The organism is Pantoea sp. App145 (genome assembly GCF_047947045.1).
Classification (GTDB): Bacteria; Pseudomonadota; Gammaproteobacteria; order Enterobacterales; family Enterobacteriaceae; genus Pantoea.
Window position 1 is genome coordinate 1,917,989 of sequence record NZ_CP133290.1, and the last position, 15,042, is coordinate 1,933,030.

The following is a 15,042-nucleotide window of genomic DNA, read 5'->3' on the forward strand; positions in this document are numbered from 1 at the left end:
AAAGAGCAAATATCTCAAACGTGACTCGTAAGCCAGTTTTGAGATACTGAGCAGCGACACCTTTCACCTGTCACCAAGCAAGTGGCGTCCCCTAGGGGATTCGAACCCCTGTTGCCGCCGTGAAAGGGCGGAGTCCTAACCGCTAGACGAAGGGGACACGAATGTGTCACGACTTCGCAGCCGTCTTGCTCATTACGTTTTCATCAGACAATCTGTGTGAGCACTTCGAAGGAAGGTATCTTCAGGTAAGGAGGTGATCCAACCGCAGGTTCCCCTACGGTTACCTTGTTACGACTTCACCCCAGTCATGAATCACAAAGTGGTAAGCGCCCTCCCGAAGGTTAAGCTACCTACTTCTTTTGCAACCCACTCCCATGGTGTGACGGGCGGTGTGTACAAGGCCCGGGAACGTATTCACCGTAGCATTCTGATCTACGATTACTAGCGATTCCGACTTCATGGAGTCGAGTTGCAGACTCCAATCCGGACTACGACGCACTTTATGAGGTCCGCTTGCTCTCGCGAGGTCGCTTCTCTTTGTATGCGCCATTGTAGCACGTGTGTAGCCCTGGCCGTAAGGGCCATGATGACTTGACGTCATCCCCACCTTCCTCCGGTTTATCACCGGCAGTCTCCTTTGAGTTCCCGACCGAATCGCTGGCAACAAAGGATAAGGGTTGCGCTCGTTGCGGGACTTAACCCAACATTTCACAACACGAGCTGACGACAGCCATGCAGCACCTGTCTCACGGTTCCCGAAGGCACTAAGGCATCTCTGCCGAATTCCGTGGATGTCAAGGCCAGGTAAGGTTCTTCGCGTTGCATCGAATTAAACCACATGCTCCACCGCTTGTGCGGGCCCCCGTCAATTCATTTGAGTTTTAACCTTGCGGCCGTACTCCCCAGGCGGTCGACTTAACGCGTTAGCTCCGGAAGCCACGCCTCAAGGGCACAACCTCCAAGTCGACATCGTTTACGGCGTGGACTACCAGGGTATCTAATCCTGTTTGCTCCCCACGCTTTCGCACCTGAGCGTCAGTCTTCGTCCAGGGGGCCGCCTTCGCCACCGGTATTCCTCCAGATCTCTACGCATTTCACCGCTACACCTGGAATTCTACCCCCCTCTACGAGACTCAAGCCTGCCAGTTTCGAATGCAGTTCCCAGGTTAAGCCCGGGGATTTCACATCCGACTTGACAGACCGCCTGCGTGCGCTTTACGCCCAGTAATTCCGATTAACGCTTGCACCCTCCGTATTACCGCGGCTGCTGGCACGGAGTTAGCCGGTGCTTCTTCTGCGGGTAACGTCAATGCATGAAGCTATTCACTTCACACCCTTCCTCCCCGCTGAAAGTACTTTACAACCCGAAGGCCTTCTTCATACACGCGGCATGGCTGCATCAGGCTTGCGCCCATTGTGCAATATTCCCCACTGCTGCCTCCCGTAGGAGTCTGGACCGTGTCTCAGTTCCAGTGTGGCTGGTCATCCTCTCAGACCAGCTAGGGATCGTCGCCTAGGTGAGCCGTTACCCCACCTACTAGCTAATCCCATCTGGGTTCATCCGATGGTGTGAGGCCCGAAGGTCCCCCACTTTGGTCTTGCGACGTTATGCGGTATTAGCTACCGTTTCCAGTAGTTATCCCCCTCCATCGGGCAGATCCCCAGACATTACTCACCCGTCCGCCACTCGTCACCCGGGGAGCAAGCTCCCCTGTGCTACCGTTCGACTTGCATGTGTTAGGCCTGCCGCCAGCGTTCAATCTGAGCCATGATCAAACTCTTCAATTTAAAGTTTGATGCTCAAAGAATTAAACTTCGTAATGAATTACGTGTTCACTCTTGAGACTTGATATTTTTTAAGTCCGTGGACTTTTGATATCAATCCTGCGAGTGCCCACACAGATTGTCTGATAAATTGTTAAAGAGCAGTGCGGGCAGCGGGTTAACCGTCTGTCGCGAGGTGGCGTATATTACGCTTTCCTCCTTCAGAGTCAATCACTTTTTTCAGCGATTTTCTCCGGCGGGATGAATCACTTCGTCCCTTGCTGACCCGTCTGCGTTGCCGCTTTGCCGTGTCAGTGGAGGCGCATTATAGGGAGACTCTGACGAAGCGCAAGCGCAAATTTCAACTTTTTTACTGTTCGGCTGAAATTTGTGCAAAAGGCCCGTTTTTAGCCCTTTTTAATGCGTGCTGGCAGGTCAGCCAGGCTATCAATTACCCAATCTGCCGCCGCTTCGCCTTCCGCCGTCACCGGTTTGCCAGTACGCACCAGCACTTTAGTACCTACACCAGCCGCCTGCGCTGCCTGCATATCTTCCAGTTTGTCACCCACCATATAAGAAGCGGCCATATCAATATGCAAATGTTCCTGCGCCGAAAGCAGCATGCCAGGCTGTGGTTTACGGCAATCACATTGCTGACGATAAGCTTCCACAGTCGCATCCGGCAGATGCGGACAAAAATAGATACCGTCGAGATCAACATCACGGTCTGCCAGCGACCAGTCCATCCACTCGGTCAGCTGCATAAACTGGTCTTCCGTAAACATGCCGCGCGCAATGCCCGACTGATTAGTCACCAGTACCAATGCAAAGCCCATTTTTTTCAGCGCCTGCAGCGCCTCGATGGTGCCTTCAATAAACTGAAAACTATCGATCTCATGAACATAGCCGTGATCGACATTCAATGTGCCATCACGATCAAGAAAAATAGCCGGGACTTTGTTCGCCACGTAGAAACTCCTGCTGCAAAAATTGCCGCTCAGTATGGCATGATTGCGCATAATGAGAGAATGGCAGATTGAATGACTTTCGTTGATTTAGCCGTCTGGATGCCTTAACATCCATCCTGATTTCATATGGCTCAGACCGATGAAAACCGAAACACCACGGATAACGCAACACGATAATAATTAACCCAATGATTAAAATAGAAAATATTAGCAAAGTGTTCCAGCAAGGTTCACGCACTATTCAGGCGTTGTCAAACGTCAGCCTGCATGTGCCTGCCGGACAGATTTATGGCGTCATCGGTTCATCCGGTGCCGGTAAAAGTACACTCATTCGCTGCGTCAATTTGCTGGAGCGCCCCACTTCTGGCCGTGTGGTCGTCGGTGGTCAGGATCTGACCTCGCTCTCAGGTGGTCAACTGACGCTGGCTCGCCGCCAGATTGGCATGATCTTCCAGCATTTTAATCTGATGAACTCGCGCACCGTCTCCGGCAATGTCGCTTTGCCGCTGGAGCTGGGTAATCTTTCACGTGAACAGATTAAGAAACGCGTCAGCGAATTGCTGGAGCTGGTTGGACTGGCGGATAAGCATGACGCCTGGCCAGCCAATCTGTCTGGCGGCCAGAAGCAACGTGTGGCAATTGCTCGTGCACTGGCAAGCAATCCCAAGGTACTGCTGTGCGACGAAGCCACCAGCGCGCTGGATCCAGCCACTACGCGTTCCATCCTGGAGCTGCTGAAGGATATTAACCGTCGTCTCGGCCTGACCATTCTCTTGATCACTCATGAGATGGACGTTGTGAAGCGCATCTGTGATCAGGTAGCTGTCATCAGCAATGGTGAGCTGATCGAGAAAGACAGCGTAAGTGAAGTGTTCTCTCATCCGAAAACACCGCTGGCACAGCAGTTTATTCAGTCAACGCTGCATCTCGATATTCCTGACGACTATCAGCAACGTATGTCCGCACAGCCTGTTGCGGGAAGCGTACCTTTATTACGTCTGGAATTTACCGGCAAGTCGGTCGATGCCCCACTGCTGTCGGAAGCGGCACGCCGCTTCAACGTTAATAACAACATTATTAGTGCGCAGATGGATTACGCCGGGGGCGTGAAGTTCGGCATTATGCTGGCCGAAATGGACGGTAGTGAAGAAGATACCAAAGCCGCGATTATCTGGCTGAAAGAGAACCACGTGAAAGTAGAGGTACTGGGTTATGTCTGAAGCGATGATGTGGCTGCTGGGACGTGGCATTTGGGAAACGCTGATGATGACCTTCGTCTCCGGCTTTTTTGGTTTTGTGCTCGGTCTGCCGGTTGGCGTTCTGCTGTACGTCACGCGTCCGGGCCAGATTCTGGCGAACGGAGCGCTATATCGCGTACTTTCTGCGCTGGTGAATATCTTCCGTTCGATTCCGTTCATTATTCTGCTGGTATGGATGATTCCCTTTACCCGCGCGATCGTCGGCACCTCAATTGGTCTGCAGGCGGCTATCGTTCCGCTTACCGTCGGTGCGGCTCCGTTTATCGCCCGCATGGTCGAAAACGCCCTGCTGGAGCTGCCTACTGGTTTAATCGAAGCATCACGCGCCATGGGTGCCACACCCTTGCAAATCGTCCGTAAAGTCCTGTTGCCAGAAGCCCTGCCGGGACTGGTGAATGCCGCTACAATTACCCTGATTACGCTGGTCGGTTACTCCGCCATGGGTGGTGCCGTGGGTGCTGGCGGCCTGGGCCAGATTGGCTATCAGTATGGTTACATCGGCTATAACGCCACTGTGATGAATACCGTGCTGGTACTGCTGGTTGTGCTGGTTTATTTAATCCAATTCTGTGGCGACCGCATCGTGCGTGCTGTGTCCCATAAGTAAGCAAGCAATATCAATATTCTCTATTAAGGAAAGGATATGTCTTTTACATTTAAAAAGATTGCCGCTGTGGGCGCTCTGATTGGCGTGATTGCGCTGGCAGGATGCGATCAGAAAGCAAAAGATCCAAACCACATTAAAGTGGGTGTGATCGTCGGTGCTGAGCAGCAGGTTGCTGAGACAGCACAGAAAGTCGCGAAAGAGAAATATGGGCTTGATGTTGAGCTGGTCACTTTCAACGATTACGTTCTGCCGAACGAAGCGTTGAGCAAAGGTGATATTGACGTCAACGCCTTCCAGCACAAGCCGTATCTGGATCAGCAGATCAAAGATCGTGGTTATAAACTGGTACCGGTTGGCAACACCTTCGTTTACCCGATTGCCGGTTACTCCAAAAAGATCAAATCTCTGGATGAACTGCAGAACGGCGCACAGATTGCCATTCCGAATGACCCGACTAACCTCGGCCGTTCACTGCTGCTGCTGCAGAAAGTGGGCCTGATCAAACTGAAAGACGGTGTTGGTCTGCTGCCAACCTCGCTGGATATCACCGAAAACCCGAAAAACCTGAAGATTGTTGAGCTGGAAGCGCCGCAGTTACCGCGTTCACTGGACGATCAGCAGATTGCGCTGGCCGTGATCAACACCACCTACGCCAGCCAGATTGGCCTGACTCCGGCTAAAGACGGTATCTTCGTAGAAGATAAAGATTCACCGTACGTGAACCTGATCGTTAGCCGTGAAGATAATAAAGACGCTGAAAACGTGAAAAAATTTGTCGAGGCTTACCAGTCTGACGAAGTTGCTGAAGCAGCGAACAAAATCTTCAATGGCGGTGCTGTGAAGGGTTGGTAATCCCTCCCCTTCATACCGTGCAGGGCGGCTTCGGCCGCCCTTTCTTTTGCCGGTTGTGGCACCTGACTTGTTATTTACCGTTGTCCTTGTTTCAATAACGCCACTTTTTAAAACATGAGGATGTTGCCATGCGTTTTTTACCGCTCTGCTTGTTAGCATTGATGCTAACCGGGTGTGTGCGTGAATATCACCCGATAAGCAGTGCTTCATCGCGCCCGCAGCAGCAATCCAGCGAGCCGGAACGCAAACCTGCACCGCGCCCGGCCCCGGTGAAGAGCTACACTGATGCGACCGACCTGGTCAGCAAACCGTTCCGCGATCTGGGCGAAGTCTCCGGCGATGATTGCCAGAACAGCAATCAGGATTCACCACCGAATATCAATACCGCCCGTAAACGCCTGCAACAGAGAGCCGCAGGAATGAAAGCGAACGCCGTGCTGCTGCACAAATGCGAAATCGTCTCTACCACCCCGGGCTGCTATCGTCAGGCCATCTGTCAGGGTTCTGCACTGAAAGTCGCCAATCAATGAGTGAGTTTGCCTTTGCGCAAATCGGTGTGATCCGCTCACCGTGGAAAGAGAAATTTGCCGTCCCGCGCCAGCCCGGTCTGGTGCAGGATGGCGGTGGTGAGCTGCATCTGCTGCCGCCTTATAATCAGCCTGAAGCAGTACGTGGCCTGGAAGCATTCAGCCATTTATGGGTGCTGTTTATCTTTCATCAGACGATGGAAGGTGGCTGGCGTCCCACCGTGCGCCCGCCACGCCTTGGTGGCAATGCACGCATGGGGGTATTTGCCACACGTTCAACCTTTCGCCCGAACCCTATCGGTATGTCGCTGGTTGAACTCAAAGGTATTCGCTGTGAGAAGCAGCAGGTCATTTTACAACTTGGCAGCCTCGATTTAGTGGATGGTACGCCGGTTGTCGATATCAAACCCTATCTGCCCTTTGCCGAGGCCTTGCCTGATGCACGCGCTGGATTCGCGCAGGCCGCGCCTGAAGCCTCAATGCCGGTGCGTTTCTCCCCGCTCGCACTGACGCAACTTCAGCAACACCAGCAACAACATCCTCATCTGACGCGTTTTATCAGCGATGTGCTGGCGCAGGATCCCCGCCCGGCGTATCGAAAAGGAGAGGAAGCCTGTCGCGAATATGCCGCATGGCTGCTCGATTTTAATGTGCGCTGGCGGATTGATGAGGCAGGAACAGAGGTGGTCGCGATCGATCCGCGCTAAAACCCGCTTTTGAGTGGCTGATCTCGCTGGTACACTAGCCGCCAGCAAAATTTTTTGTCAGTGACCTTCCGTATAACTGGAATCGTAATCAATGCGTACTACTCAATATTTGCTCTCCACTCTGAAGGAGACGCCCTCCGATGCGGAAGTCATCAGCCACCAGCTGATGCTGCGCGCCGGGATGATCCGCAAACTGGCTTCAGGACTCTATACCTGGTTACCGACCGGCATCCGCGTACTGAGAAAAGTTGAAAACATCGTGCGTGAAGAGATGAACAACGCTGGCGCGATTGAGATCTCCATGCCAGTGGTTCAGCCAGCCGATCTGTGGGAAGAGAGTGGCCGTTGGGAACAATATGGCCCCGAACTGCTGCGTATTAAAGACCGTCACGATCGTCCATTCGTGCTGGGTCCGACGCATGAAGAAGTCGTTACTGACCTGATTCGCAACGAGTTAAGCTCCTACAAACAGCTGCCACTCAACCTGTATCAGATCCAGACCAAATTCCGTGACGAAGTCCGTCCGCGCTTCGGTGTGATGCGTTCGCGCGAGTTCATCATGAAAGATGCTTACTCGTTCCACGTTTCTCAGAAATCGCTGCAGGAAACCTATGACGCAATGTATCGCGCCTACAGCCAGAGCTTCAGCCGTATGGGGCTGGATTTCCGTGCCGTGCAGGCCGATACCGGTTCGATTGGCGGTAGCGCTTCGCATGAGTTCCAGGTCCTGGCCCAGAGCGGTGAAGATGATGTGATCTTCTCCAGCGAATCTGAGTACGCGGCCAACATTGAGAAAGCTGAAGCACTGGCACCGGCAGGTGAACGTCCGCAGCCGACGCAGGAAATGGTGCAGTTCGACACGCCGAACGCTAAGACCATCGCCGAACTGGTTGAACAGCATCAGTTGCCGATTGAGAAAACCGTTAAAACGTTGTTCGTGAAAGGCACAGCAGAAAGCGGCCATGCGCTGGTTGCCCTGTTGCTGCGTGGCGACCACCAGTTGAACGAAGTGAAAGCCGAGAAGCTGGATATCGTCGCTGCTCCGCTGGAAATGGCAACTGAAGCTGAAATCCGTGCAGTGCTGGGCGCAGGCCCGGGCTCCCTCGGCCCGGTAGGTTTGACCATGCCGGTCATTGCGGATCGTACCGTGGCGAAAACCAGCGATTTCTGCGCGGGTGCTAACATCGATGGTAAACACCTGAGCGGTATTAACTGGGGCCGTGACCTGCCAGAACCGCGCGTGGAAGATATCCGTAACGTCGTTGCTGGCGATCCAAGCCCGGACGGTAAAGGTACACTGCTGATTAAACGTGGTATCGAAGTCGGCCACATTTTCCAGCTTGGCACCAAGTACTCAGACGCACTGAAAGCAGCAGTCCAGGGCGAAGATGGCCGTAATCAGGTCATGACCATGGGTTGCTACGGTATCGGTATTACCCGCGTTGTTGCTGCCGCCATTGAGCAGAATCATGATGATCGTGGCATCATCTGGCCAGCCGCGCTGGCGCCGTTTGAAGTCGCGATTCTGCCGATGAATATGCACAAATCTTTCCGTGTGAAAGAAGTCGCGGAAGAGCTGTACAACACCCTGCGCGCTAAAGGCATCGACGTGATTCTGGATGACCGTAAAGAGCGTCCGGGCGTGATGTTTGCCGATATGGAACTGATTGGTGTGCCACACACCATCGTCATTGGCGACCGCAACCTCGATAACGCAGAGATCGAGTACAAAGCGCGCTCTGCCAGTGAGAAAGAGATGATTAAGCACAGCGAAATCGTTGATTTCCTGGCAAAGGCTCTGAACAAATAATGTCCCCAGGCGCCTCCCTCCGGAGGCGCTTTTTTTAACGTACTTTCCCCCGCAACGACTTGGTGCTACTCCGCCGCGCTTTACCTTCCAGCCGCCGTTCTTTCGATGCGCGTGTTGGACGAGTGGCACGCCGTACTTTCTCCACGGTAGTGAGTTCCCGAATCAGGTTAATCAATCGCTGCACTGCCGCCTCACGATTCATTTCCTGGCTGCGGTACTCCTGAGCTTTGATAATCACCACCCCTTCATCGGTGATCAGATGGTGGCGGGCTGCCAGCAGACGCTCTTTGTAGAACGGTGGCAGCGACGATGCTGCGATATCAAAACGCAGATGAATGGCGGTAGAAGTTTTATTTACATGCTGTCCACCCGCCCCCTGCGCACGAATGGCACTCAGCTCAACCTCATTTTCCGGCAGTGAAACGGAGCGTGACAATACAATCATCTGTCACCTGCTGCCTGTTGGGGGGCGATACCGCGTAATAACCTGTTCATCAACTTAACCTTTTGTGCTCATTACTCATGCTCAGGACCAGCGAATTTTGTCACTTTCATGTTTTTCTCTCCGTGCTTCACGCTGTTGCCAGGCTGATTTCAATGAAATGCCTGTGATATAGTCACCTATCAACCAGAGTATTGATACTCTGCTGAGGAGGTGAATGTGCAAAAGTATTGTGAGTTAGTTCGCCAGAAATATGCCGAGATTGGCAGCGGCGACCTGGGGTATGTGCCAGACGCCATTGGATGTGCGCTGAATGCACTCAATGATATTGCCGCTAATTCTGCGCTAAACTCTTCTGTCAGGGAACAGGCAGCCTATGCCGCTGCGAACTTATTGGTGAGCGACTATGTTGACGAATGAAGCCTACAAACCCATCAACTGCGATGACTACGACAACCTGGAACTCGCCTGCCAAAAACACTGGACGCTGTCGCTGGAGTTGAAAAGCGGCGAACAGCTCAAGGCGAAAGCCGTGGATATGGTCTCACGTAAAAACGTTGAGTATCTTGCTGTCGACCTCTCCGGTGAAACACGCGAGCTGCGGCTCGATCACATCGCCAGCTTCAGTCATCCTGAGCTGGGCACCGTCATCGTCAGCGAAGACGAGTAACCTTCCAATGGGCGGGAAGTTTCACATCCCGCCCCCCTCATTTACGGTTGTAGCGAACTGTAATACGCCGCCAAATCGGCCATATCCTCATCACTTAACCCAGCCACAAACGCCTTCATGACTTCAGCCTGACCGCCACTACGCTCGCCTTTTTTGTATGCCTGCAGGGAATGCAGCAGATAAGGCGCATGCTGCCCGGCCAGATTAGGATACAAAGGCACTGCGCTTTTTCCCTCAGCACCGTGGCATGCCATACAGCTGGCGGCTTTCTGCGCACCTGCCTTGATATCACCGTCGGCCAGTGCCGGCAGTGCCACGACTAAAAACGCCGCCGCGATCCAGTGTTTCATCATTGCTCTCCGTTTTATTGTTGTTTTAACCAAATCGCCTGCCAGCCTTGCTCATTACTGGCCGCGCCTTCACGGGTGATAAATAAACCCGGGGCGCAGATTAACGTCTGGTTGTAATAAATCAGTGGGATGCGTTCGCGCTGCCACGGTGGAATACCGGCTTCCTGCCATAGCTTTTTCATCTCGCGCCCGCCCGTCCGGCCCTGCAGGTGAAAATAGCCCTGCGCCTGAAAACGCACGCTTACTGGTTCATCTGCGGCGGGAAAACGTAACTGTGGGACTTCAGGGCGCGCCTGCAATTCACCCAGTTGATCAGGTAATTGCAGCGGCTGTGAACGGTCATCCCAGGTAAGTAAGTGCTGACTGAGGGAGATCTGCGGTGGCAGCCAGTAAAGGTGCTGGCGATAACGGCGTAGCTCGAAAGCGCCAAAGTTCAGGCAGGGTTGTGCATCTTCCCGGCTTTGCATGACTTCACGGGTGATACGCAACAAGGCATCACGCGAAGGCATCGCCCCTCCCTGCCCGGCAATCCAGCGACGCAACAACGCATGGCGACGTGCTTCGCTCATGCTCAACAGAGATGTGAAGGTGAGCCGCCCCTGCCCATCCGTAAGCTGTGTGAGCTGCTCCGCCAGCAGCTCATTCAGCAGTTGCTCCTGCTCACCGCACAGTGCGGCACTGCGTGCAGCGGCAGCGCTAAAATGCGGCCAGCGCGCCTGCAACTCAGGGATCACCCGCTGACGCAGAAAGTTGCGATCGTAGCGACAATCAGCGTTGCTCTCGTCTTCAATCCAGCTCAGTTGATGTTCTGCCGCCCAGGCTTCCAGCTGCTGACGGCTGATCCCTAACAGCGGACGCAGATGCTGCTTTTCTCCAAGGGAACGCTGCGCAGGCATCCCTGCCAGCCCCGCCGGACCGCTGCCACGTTTTAGCGCCAGCAACAGAGTCTCACATTGATCATCAAGGTGCTGGGCGGTAAGTAAGCACTCACCGGGCTGCAACTGCTGAAACAACGCCTGGTAACGTACCTCACGGGCTGCGGCTTCTATCCCCTGCTCGCGACCATCGACCTGAACAGGCAACACCGCTAAGGGGATACCCCATTGCTGGCAAATTTGCTGGCAATGCGCCGCCCAGCCATCCGCATTGGGGCTTAAACCATGATGAACATGTAAGGCGCGCAGGTGAAGCTGCGGGTGCTGCTGTTGCCAGCAAACCAATTGGTGCAGCAGAACGGTGGAATCCAGCCCACCGCTGAACGCCAGCACATAGCGGGCGTCGGGTGTCAGCAGTGCAGCAAGATGGGACAAAGACATGGCGCGTTCCGTGAAAGCGAGCCACCTGATTGCGGCTCGCGACGGCGGTATTTTACGCCTGATACAGCTCCAGCGGCAAACCATCCGGGTCTGAGAAGAAAGTACAGGCTTTACCGGTCAGGGCATCGATACGAACCGGTTCACAAACCACGCCTTTCTCTGCCAGCGCCGCGACCGATTGTTCAACATCCTCAACGCAGAACGCCAGATGGCGTAATCCACAGGCTTCCGGCTGGCTGACGCGTGCCGGTGGCGACGGGAAGGAGAACAGCTCAATGGTGTACACCCCATTCAGGCCGAGATCGCCCTTCCAGGAATCACGCTCCGCCCGGTAAAACTCCCCCAGCAATTCAAAGCCCAGCACATCACAATAGAACGCCTTACTGCGCGCATAATCCGTCGCGATAATGGCAATGTGGTGGATCTGTTTAATTTGCAGCATAGCGGCTCCAGTTTTCTGATTTGCCGCCTACCTTACGCGGCAGGCGGCAAGCTGAAAAGAGGCTTTTGTCCGAAGTTAATGATCGTTCTCGCCTTTTAATACCCGCACCAGATAGCGTCCATCCTCCGTCAGCGTGGCACCGTGGATATCGGTTTCAAAGCCAGGATAGTGCCGCCCGATGGTACAGAGCATCAGCAGGAAATCGAGCACCGCGCGGCTTTGCTCGGTGATCATTTCCCCCGGCATCACCAGCGGCACGCCCGGTGGGTAAGGTAAAATCATATTGGCTGAAATTCGGCCCACCAGCTCACGAATGTCTACCGTTTCCACCTGCCCTTTCACCTGCTGCTGAAAGGCCTGATGGGGCGTCATCTTCATCTCCGGCAAGACATCAAATGCTTTCAGCATCAGGCGAGGGAGATCATGTTGCAGGATCAACTGATGGATGCCCTGAGCCAGCGTCTGAATTCGCATGTTGCGGTAGAAATCGGGATCTTCGGCATACAGATCCGGCAACATGTTTTTTACCCGTAGGTTGAGATCGTAGGCACGTTTAAACTCCGTCAGGCCGCGCAGTACGCTCATCGCTTTGGTTTTATCAATACCGATACTGAACAGGAACAACAGGTTATATGGCCCGGTTTTTTCCACCACCACACCACGCTGGTCGAGGAATTTTGCCACCAGCGCCGCCGGAATCCCCTCTTCCGCCATCACACCCAACTCGCTCATCCCTGGCGTCAGGATAGTGACCTTGATCGGATCGAGATACATATGATCACGATCGGCCTGAGTAAAGCCGTGCCACTCTTCTTCACCCGGCTGAATCGGCCAGCATTCCGCTTCATCAACCTGCTCTGGCTGCCAGATATCAAAGAACCAGCCGTCAGACTCCTCGCGCAAGCGCTGAATCTCGCGACGGAAATGCAATGCCCGCTCTACCGAACGATTGACCAGCCGTTTACCCGGATTACCCCGCAGCATCGCCGCTGCCGTTTCGATTGAGGAAACTATCGCGTAATTCGGCGAGGTGGTGGTATGCATCATGTAGGCTTCGTTGAAAGTCTGCTCATCGTAATCACCTTTAATGTGAATGAGTGAAGCCTGCGAAAAAGCGGCCAGTAGTTTATGCGTTGACTGCGTTTCGTAGATCACCTTGCCTGGCATACGATCGCCGCTCATACCGCTTTTACCGGCGTAGATCGGGTGAAAATTGGTGTAGGGCACCCAAGCCGAATCGAAGTGGATCGAGGGCACATCCAGCGTTTGTTTGATGTATTGCGTGTTGTACAACAGGCCATCGTAGGTTGAGTTGGTGATCACCGCATGTACCGGCCAACTGGCGCGAGCCGTTGCATCAACTTTGTGCTGGATGCTGTCGCGCGTAAACTCGCGCTGCGGAATACCCCCCAGAATTCCCAGAGCATTGCGCGTAGGCTTCAGCCACAGCGGAATAATATCGCTCATCATCAGCAGATGCGTCAGTGACTTATGACAATTGCGGTCGATCAACACCGTGCTGCCCGCCGGGGCCGCATACATACCGACGATCTTATTTGAAGTCGAGGTGCCATTGGTCACCATGTAGCTTTGCTCGGCACCAAAGGTGCGCGCTACGTACTCCTCTGCTTCCAGATGCGGGCCGGTGTGATCGAGCAGTGAACCCAGCTCTGTGACCGAAATGGAGATATCCGCTTTTAGCGTGTTAGCCCCAAAGAAATCATAGAACAGGCTGCCGACCGGGCTTTTCTGAAACGCCGTGCCCCCCATATGGCCCGGCGTACAGAAGGTATATTTTCCTTCTTTGACATAGGTGAACAGTGCTTTGGTCAGCGGAGGTGTGATTTTATCAATGTATTCATCGGTGTACTGCCGGATGTGCAGTGCGATATCGTCGGCGGCACTTAATGCATACTCAAAGAAATGCAGCGCCATGCGCATCTCGTTGATGCTGACATCCATTTGCGAATGGGTGTTGATAAAGGCATACAACGGCAGATATTCATTGAGCTGATTGATCTCGCTGCATAATTCCAGGCTGTAGTCGTCCCAGTCAAAAATTACGCCGCAGATGCGTGGATTTTGCTCAATCAGCTTGAGCAGATCGCTGGCATTGGTGGGATAGACGGTCTGAAACCCCTGTAGCTTCAACGCAGCATCCAGCTCACGAATCGGTTCATCTTTGTAGAAAACGCCGTGCGCTCCCATGATCGCAAGAATATTCAATGCTCACCTCCTGTGGTGTTGTGGCACTGAATAATGATAGCGAAAAGTGGGGGGCGCTGGCCGTCAGAATGCTCTGCTGTTGTTTAGACGTAAAAAAAGCGGACCGGAGTCCGCTTGTTTTGATTAAATCAGCATCAGGCGTAGCCGTAGCTCATCAGACGCTGATAGCGACGGTTCAGCAACTCTTCCGTGCTCAGCACATCGAGATCGGCCAGATCGGCCAGCAGCTGTTTTTTCAGCGACGCAGCCATATCAACCGGATGACGATGCGCACCACCCAGCGGTTCCGGGATGATGGAATCGATCAGCTTCAGCTCTTTCAGACGATCGGCGGTGATACCCATCGCTTCTGCGGCCAGCGGTGCTTTGTCGGCACTCTTCCACAGGATAGAGGCACAGCCTTCCGGTGAGATCACCGAATAGGTGCTGTACTGCAGCATGTTGACTTTATCGCCCACACCAATCGCCAGCGCACCACCAGAGCCACCTTCGCCGATCACGGTGCAGATCACCGGGATTTTCAGGCCGGACATCTCACGCAGGTTCCGCGCAATTGCTTCAGACTGACCACGTTCTTCCGCACCCACACCCGGATAAGCACCCGGCGTGTCGATGAAGGTGATCAACGGCATCTTAAAGCGTTCCGCCATCTCCATCAGACGCAGCGCTTTACGGTAGCCCTCTGGTGCTGGCATCCCGAAGTTGCGGCGAATCTTCTCTTTGGTTTCACGGCCTTTCTGATGACCAATGATCATCACCGGGCGACCATCGAGACGCGCGATACCGCCAACAATGGCTTTATCGTCAGCATAGGCGCGATCGCCTGCCAGCTCGTCAAAATCATCAAAGGCATTGCGGACATAGTCCAGCGTATAAGGACGCAGCGGATGACGCGCCAGTTGCGCGACCTGCCATGCACCCAAATCGGAGAAGATTTTACGGGTCAGCTCGACGCTTTTTTCACGCAGACGCTGCACTTCTTCATCCAGATTAATATCGTGTTTCTCATCCTGACGGCCAATCGATTTCAGCGAATCGATTTTCGCTTCCAGTTCAGCGATTGGCTGTTCAAAATCCAGGTAATTAAGACTCATAATGTTCC

General features: G+C 53.7%; 15 protein-coding genes, 1 tRNA gene and 1 rRNA gene. 8 read left to right on the forward strand and 9 right to left on the reverse strand.

What is annotated here, in order from left to right; all coding sequences use genetic code 11:
* Positions 1-82 precede the first annotated feature (82 nt).
* The 3 genes from RCF31_RS08865 to gmhB form a co-directional block, all read right to left on the reverse strand.
* Positions 83-157 (reverse strand) — tRNA-Glu (locus RCF31_RS08865).
* 89 nt (positions 158-246) lie between these two features.
* Positions 247-1,788, reverse strand: a 16S ribosomal RNA gene (locus RCF31_RS08870).
* A 383-nt stretch (positions 1,789-2,171) separates the two neighbouring features.
* Positions 2,172-2,732: a D-glycero-beta-D-manno-heptose 1,7-bisphosphate 7-phosphatase gene (gene gmhB, locus RCF31_RS08875; RefSeq protein WP_416413086.1), complete on the reverse strand. Its 561-nt coding sequence runs from the start codon at positions 2,730-2,732 to the stop codon at positions 2,172-2,174.
* Positions 2,733-2,920: 188 nt separating this feature from the next.
* Here gmhB and metN point away from each other — a divergent pair, with 188 nt between their 5' ends.
* The 6 genes from metN (at position 2,921) to proS (ending at position 8,494) form a co-directional block, all read left to right on the forward strand.
* A complete protein-coding gene (gene metN, locus RCF31_RS08880; protein ID WP_416413087.1) occupies positions 2,921-3,952 on the forward strand; it encodes a methionine ABC transporter ATP-binding protein MetN in 1,032 nt (343 codons plus the stop codon).
* Positions 3,945-4,598: a methionine ABC transporter permease MetI gene (locus RCF31_RS08885; RefSeq protein WP_013507970.1), complete on the forward strand. Its 654-nt coding sequence runs from the start codon at positions 3,945-3,947 to the stop codon at positions 4,596-4,598. Before metN ends, RCF31_RS08885 begins: the two co-directional genes overlap by 8 nt.
* Before the next feature lie 36 nt (positions 4,599-4,634).
* On the forward strand, positions 4,635-5,450 hold the full coding sequence (locus RCF31_RS08890) for a MetQ/NlpA family lipoprotein (protein ID WP_084872890.1): 816 nt from the start codon (positions 4,635-4,637) through the stop codon (positions 5,448-5,450).
* A 128-nt stretch (positions 5,451-5,578) separates the two neighbouring features.
* Complete coding sequence (gene rcsF, locus RCF31_RS08895; RefSeq protein ID WP_416413088.1) at positions 5,579-5,980, forward strand: Rcs stress response system protein RcsF; 402 nt, start codon at positions 5,579-5,581, stop codon at positions 5,978-5,980.
* Complete coding sequence (gene tsaA / locus RCF31_RS08900) at positions 5,977-6,684, forward strand: tRNA (N6-threonylcarbamoyladenosine(37)-N6)-methyltransferase TrmO (RefSeq protein WP_416413089.1); 708 nt, start codon at positions 5,977-5,979, stop codon at positions 6,682-6,684. Before rcsF ends, tsaA begins: the two co-directional genes overlap by 4 nt.
* A 91-nt stretch (positions 6,685-6,775) precedes the next feature.
* Positions 6,776-8,494 carry a proline--tRNA ligase gene (proS, locus tag RCF31_RS08905; RefSeq protein ID WP_416413090.1) on the forward strand — a complete coding sequence of 573 codons (1,719 nt, stop codon included), beginning with the start codon at positions 6,776-6,778 and terminating at the stop codon, positions 8,492-8,494.
* Positions 8,495-8,528: 34 nt separating this feature from the next.
* Here the strand turns inward: proS and arfB are convergent, their stop codons facing one another.
* Positions 8,529-8,939 carry an alternative ribosome rescue aminoacyl-tRNA hydrolase ArfB gene (gene arfB / locus RCF31_RS08910; RefSeq protein WP_084872881.1) on the reverse strand — a complete coding sequence of 137 codons (411 nt, stop codon included), beginning with the start codon at positions 8,937-8,939 and terminating at the stop codon, positions 8,529-8,531.
* Between the two features lie 216 nt (positions 8,940-9,155).
* On the opposite strand from arfB, the gene RCF31_RS08915 reads away from it, so the two are divergent.
* Positions 9,156-9,356 carry a YaeP family protein gene (locus tag RCF31_RS08915; protein WP_013507964.1) on the forward strand — a complete coding sequence of 67 codons (201 nt, stop codon included), beginning with the start codon at positions 9,156-9,158 and terminating at the stop codon, positions 9,354-9,356.
* Positions 9,343-9,606: a Rho-binding antiterminator gene (gene rof / locus RCF31_RS08920; RefSeq protein WP_084872879.1), complete on the forward strand. Its 264-nt coding sequence runs from the start codon at positions 9,343-9,345 to the stop codon at positions 9,604-9,606. The genes RCF31_RS08915 and rof overlap by 14 nt, the downstream gene beginning before the upstream one ends.
* Before the next feature lie 41 nt (positions 9,607-9,647).
* On the opposite strand, the gene RCF31_RS08925 is transcribed toward rof, so the two are convergent.
* The 5 genes from RCF31_RS08925 to accA form a co-directional block, all read right to left on the reverse strand.
* Complete coding sequence (locus RCF31_RS08925; RefSeq protein WP_299458300.1) at positions 9,648-9,956, reverse strand: c-type cytochrome; 309 nt, start codon at positions 9,954-9,956, stop codon at positions 9,648-9,650.
* Positions 9,957-9,970: 14 nt separating this feature from the next.
* Entirely contained in the window at positions 9,971-11,272 is a 1,302-nt protein-coding gene (tilS, locus tag RCF31_RS08930) for a tRNA lysidine(34) synthetase TilS (protein WP_416413091.1), read from the reverse strand.
* 52 nt (positions 11,273-11,324) lie between these two features.
* Positions 11,325-11,714 (reverse strand): VOC family protein, encoded by a 390-nt coding sequence (locus RCF31_RS08935; protein WP_416413092.1) that lies wholly within the window; start codon positions 11,712-11,714, stop codon positions 11,325-11,327.
* Between the two features lie 75 nt (positions 11,715-11,789).
* Entirely contained in the window at positions 11,790-13,940 is a 2,151-nt protein-coding gene (locus RCF31_RS08940; RefSeq protein WP_416413093.1) for a lysine decarboxylase LdcC, read from the reverse strand.
* Between the two features lie 134 nt (positions 13,941-14,074).
* The gene (gene accA, locus RCF31_RS08945; RefSeq protein WP_416413094.1) at positions 14,075-15,034 is read right to left on the reverse strand and encodes an acetyl-CoA carboxylase carboxyl transferase subunit alpha; all 960 of its coding nucleotides are present in this window, start codon (positions 15,032-15,034) and stop codon (positions 14,075-14,077) included.
* Positions 15,035-15,042: the final 8 nt, after the last annotated feature.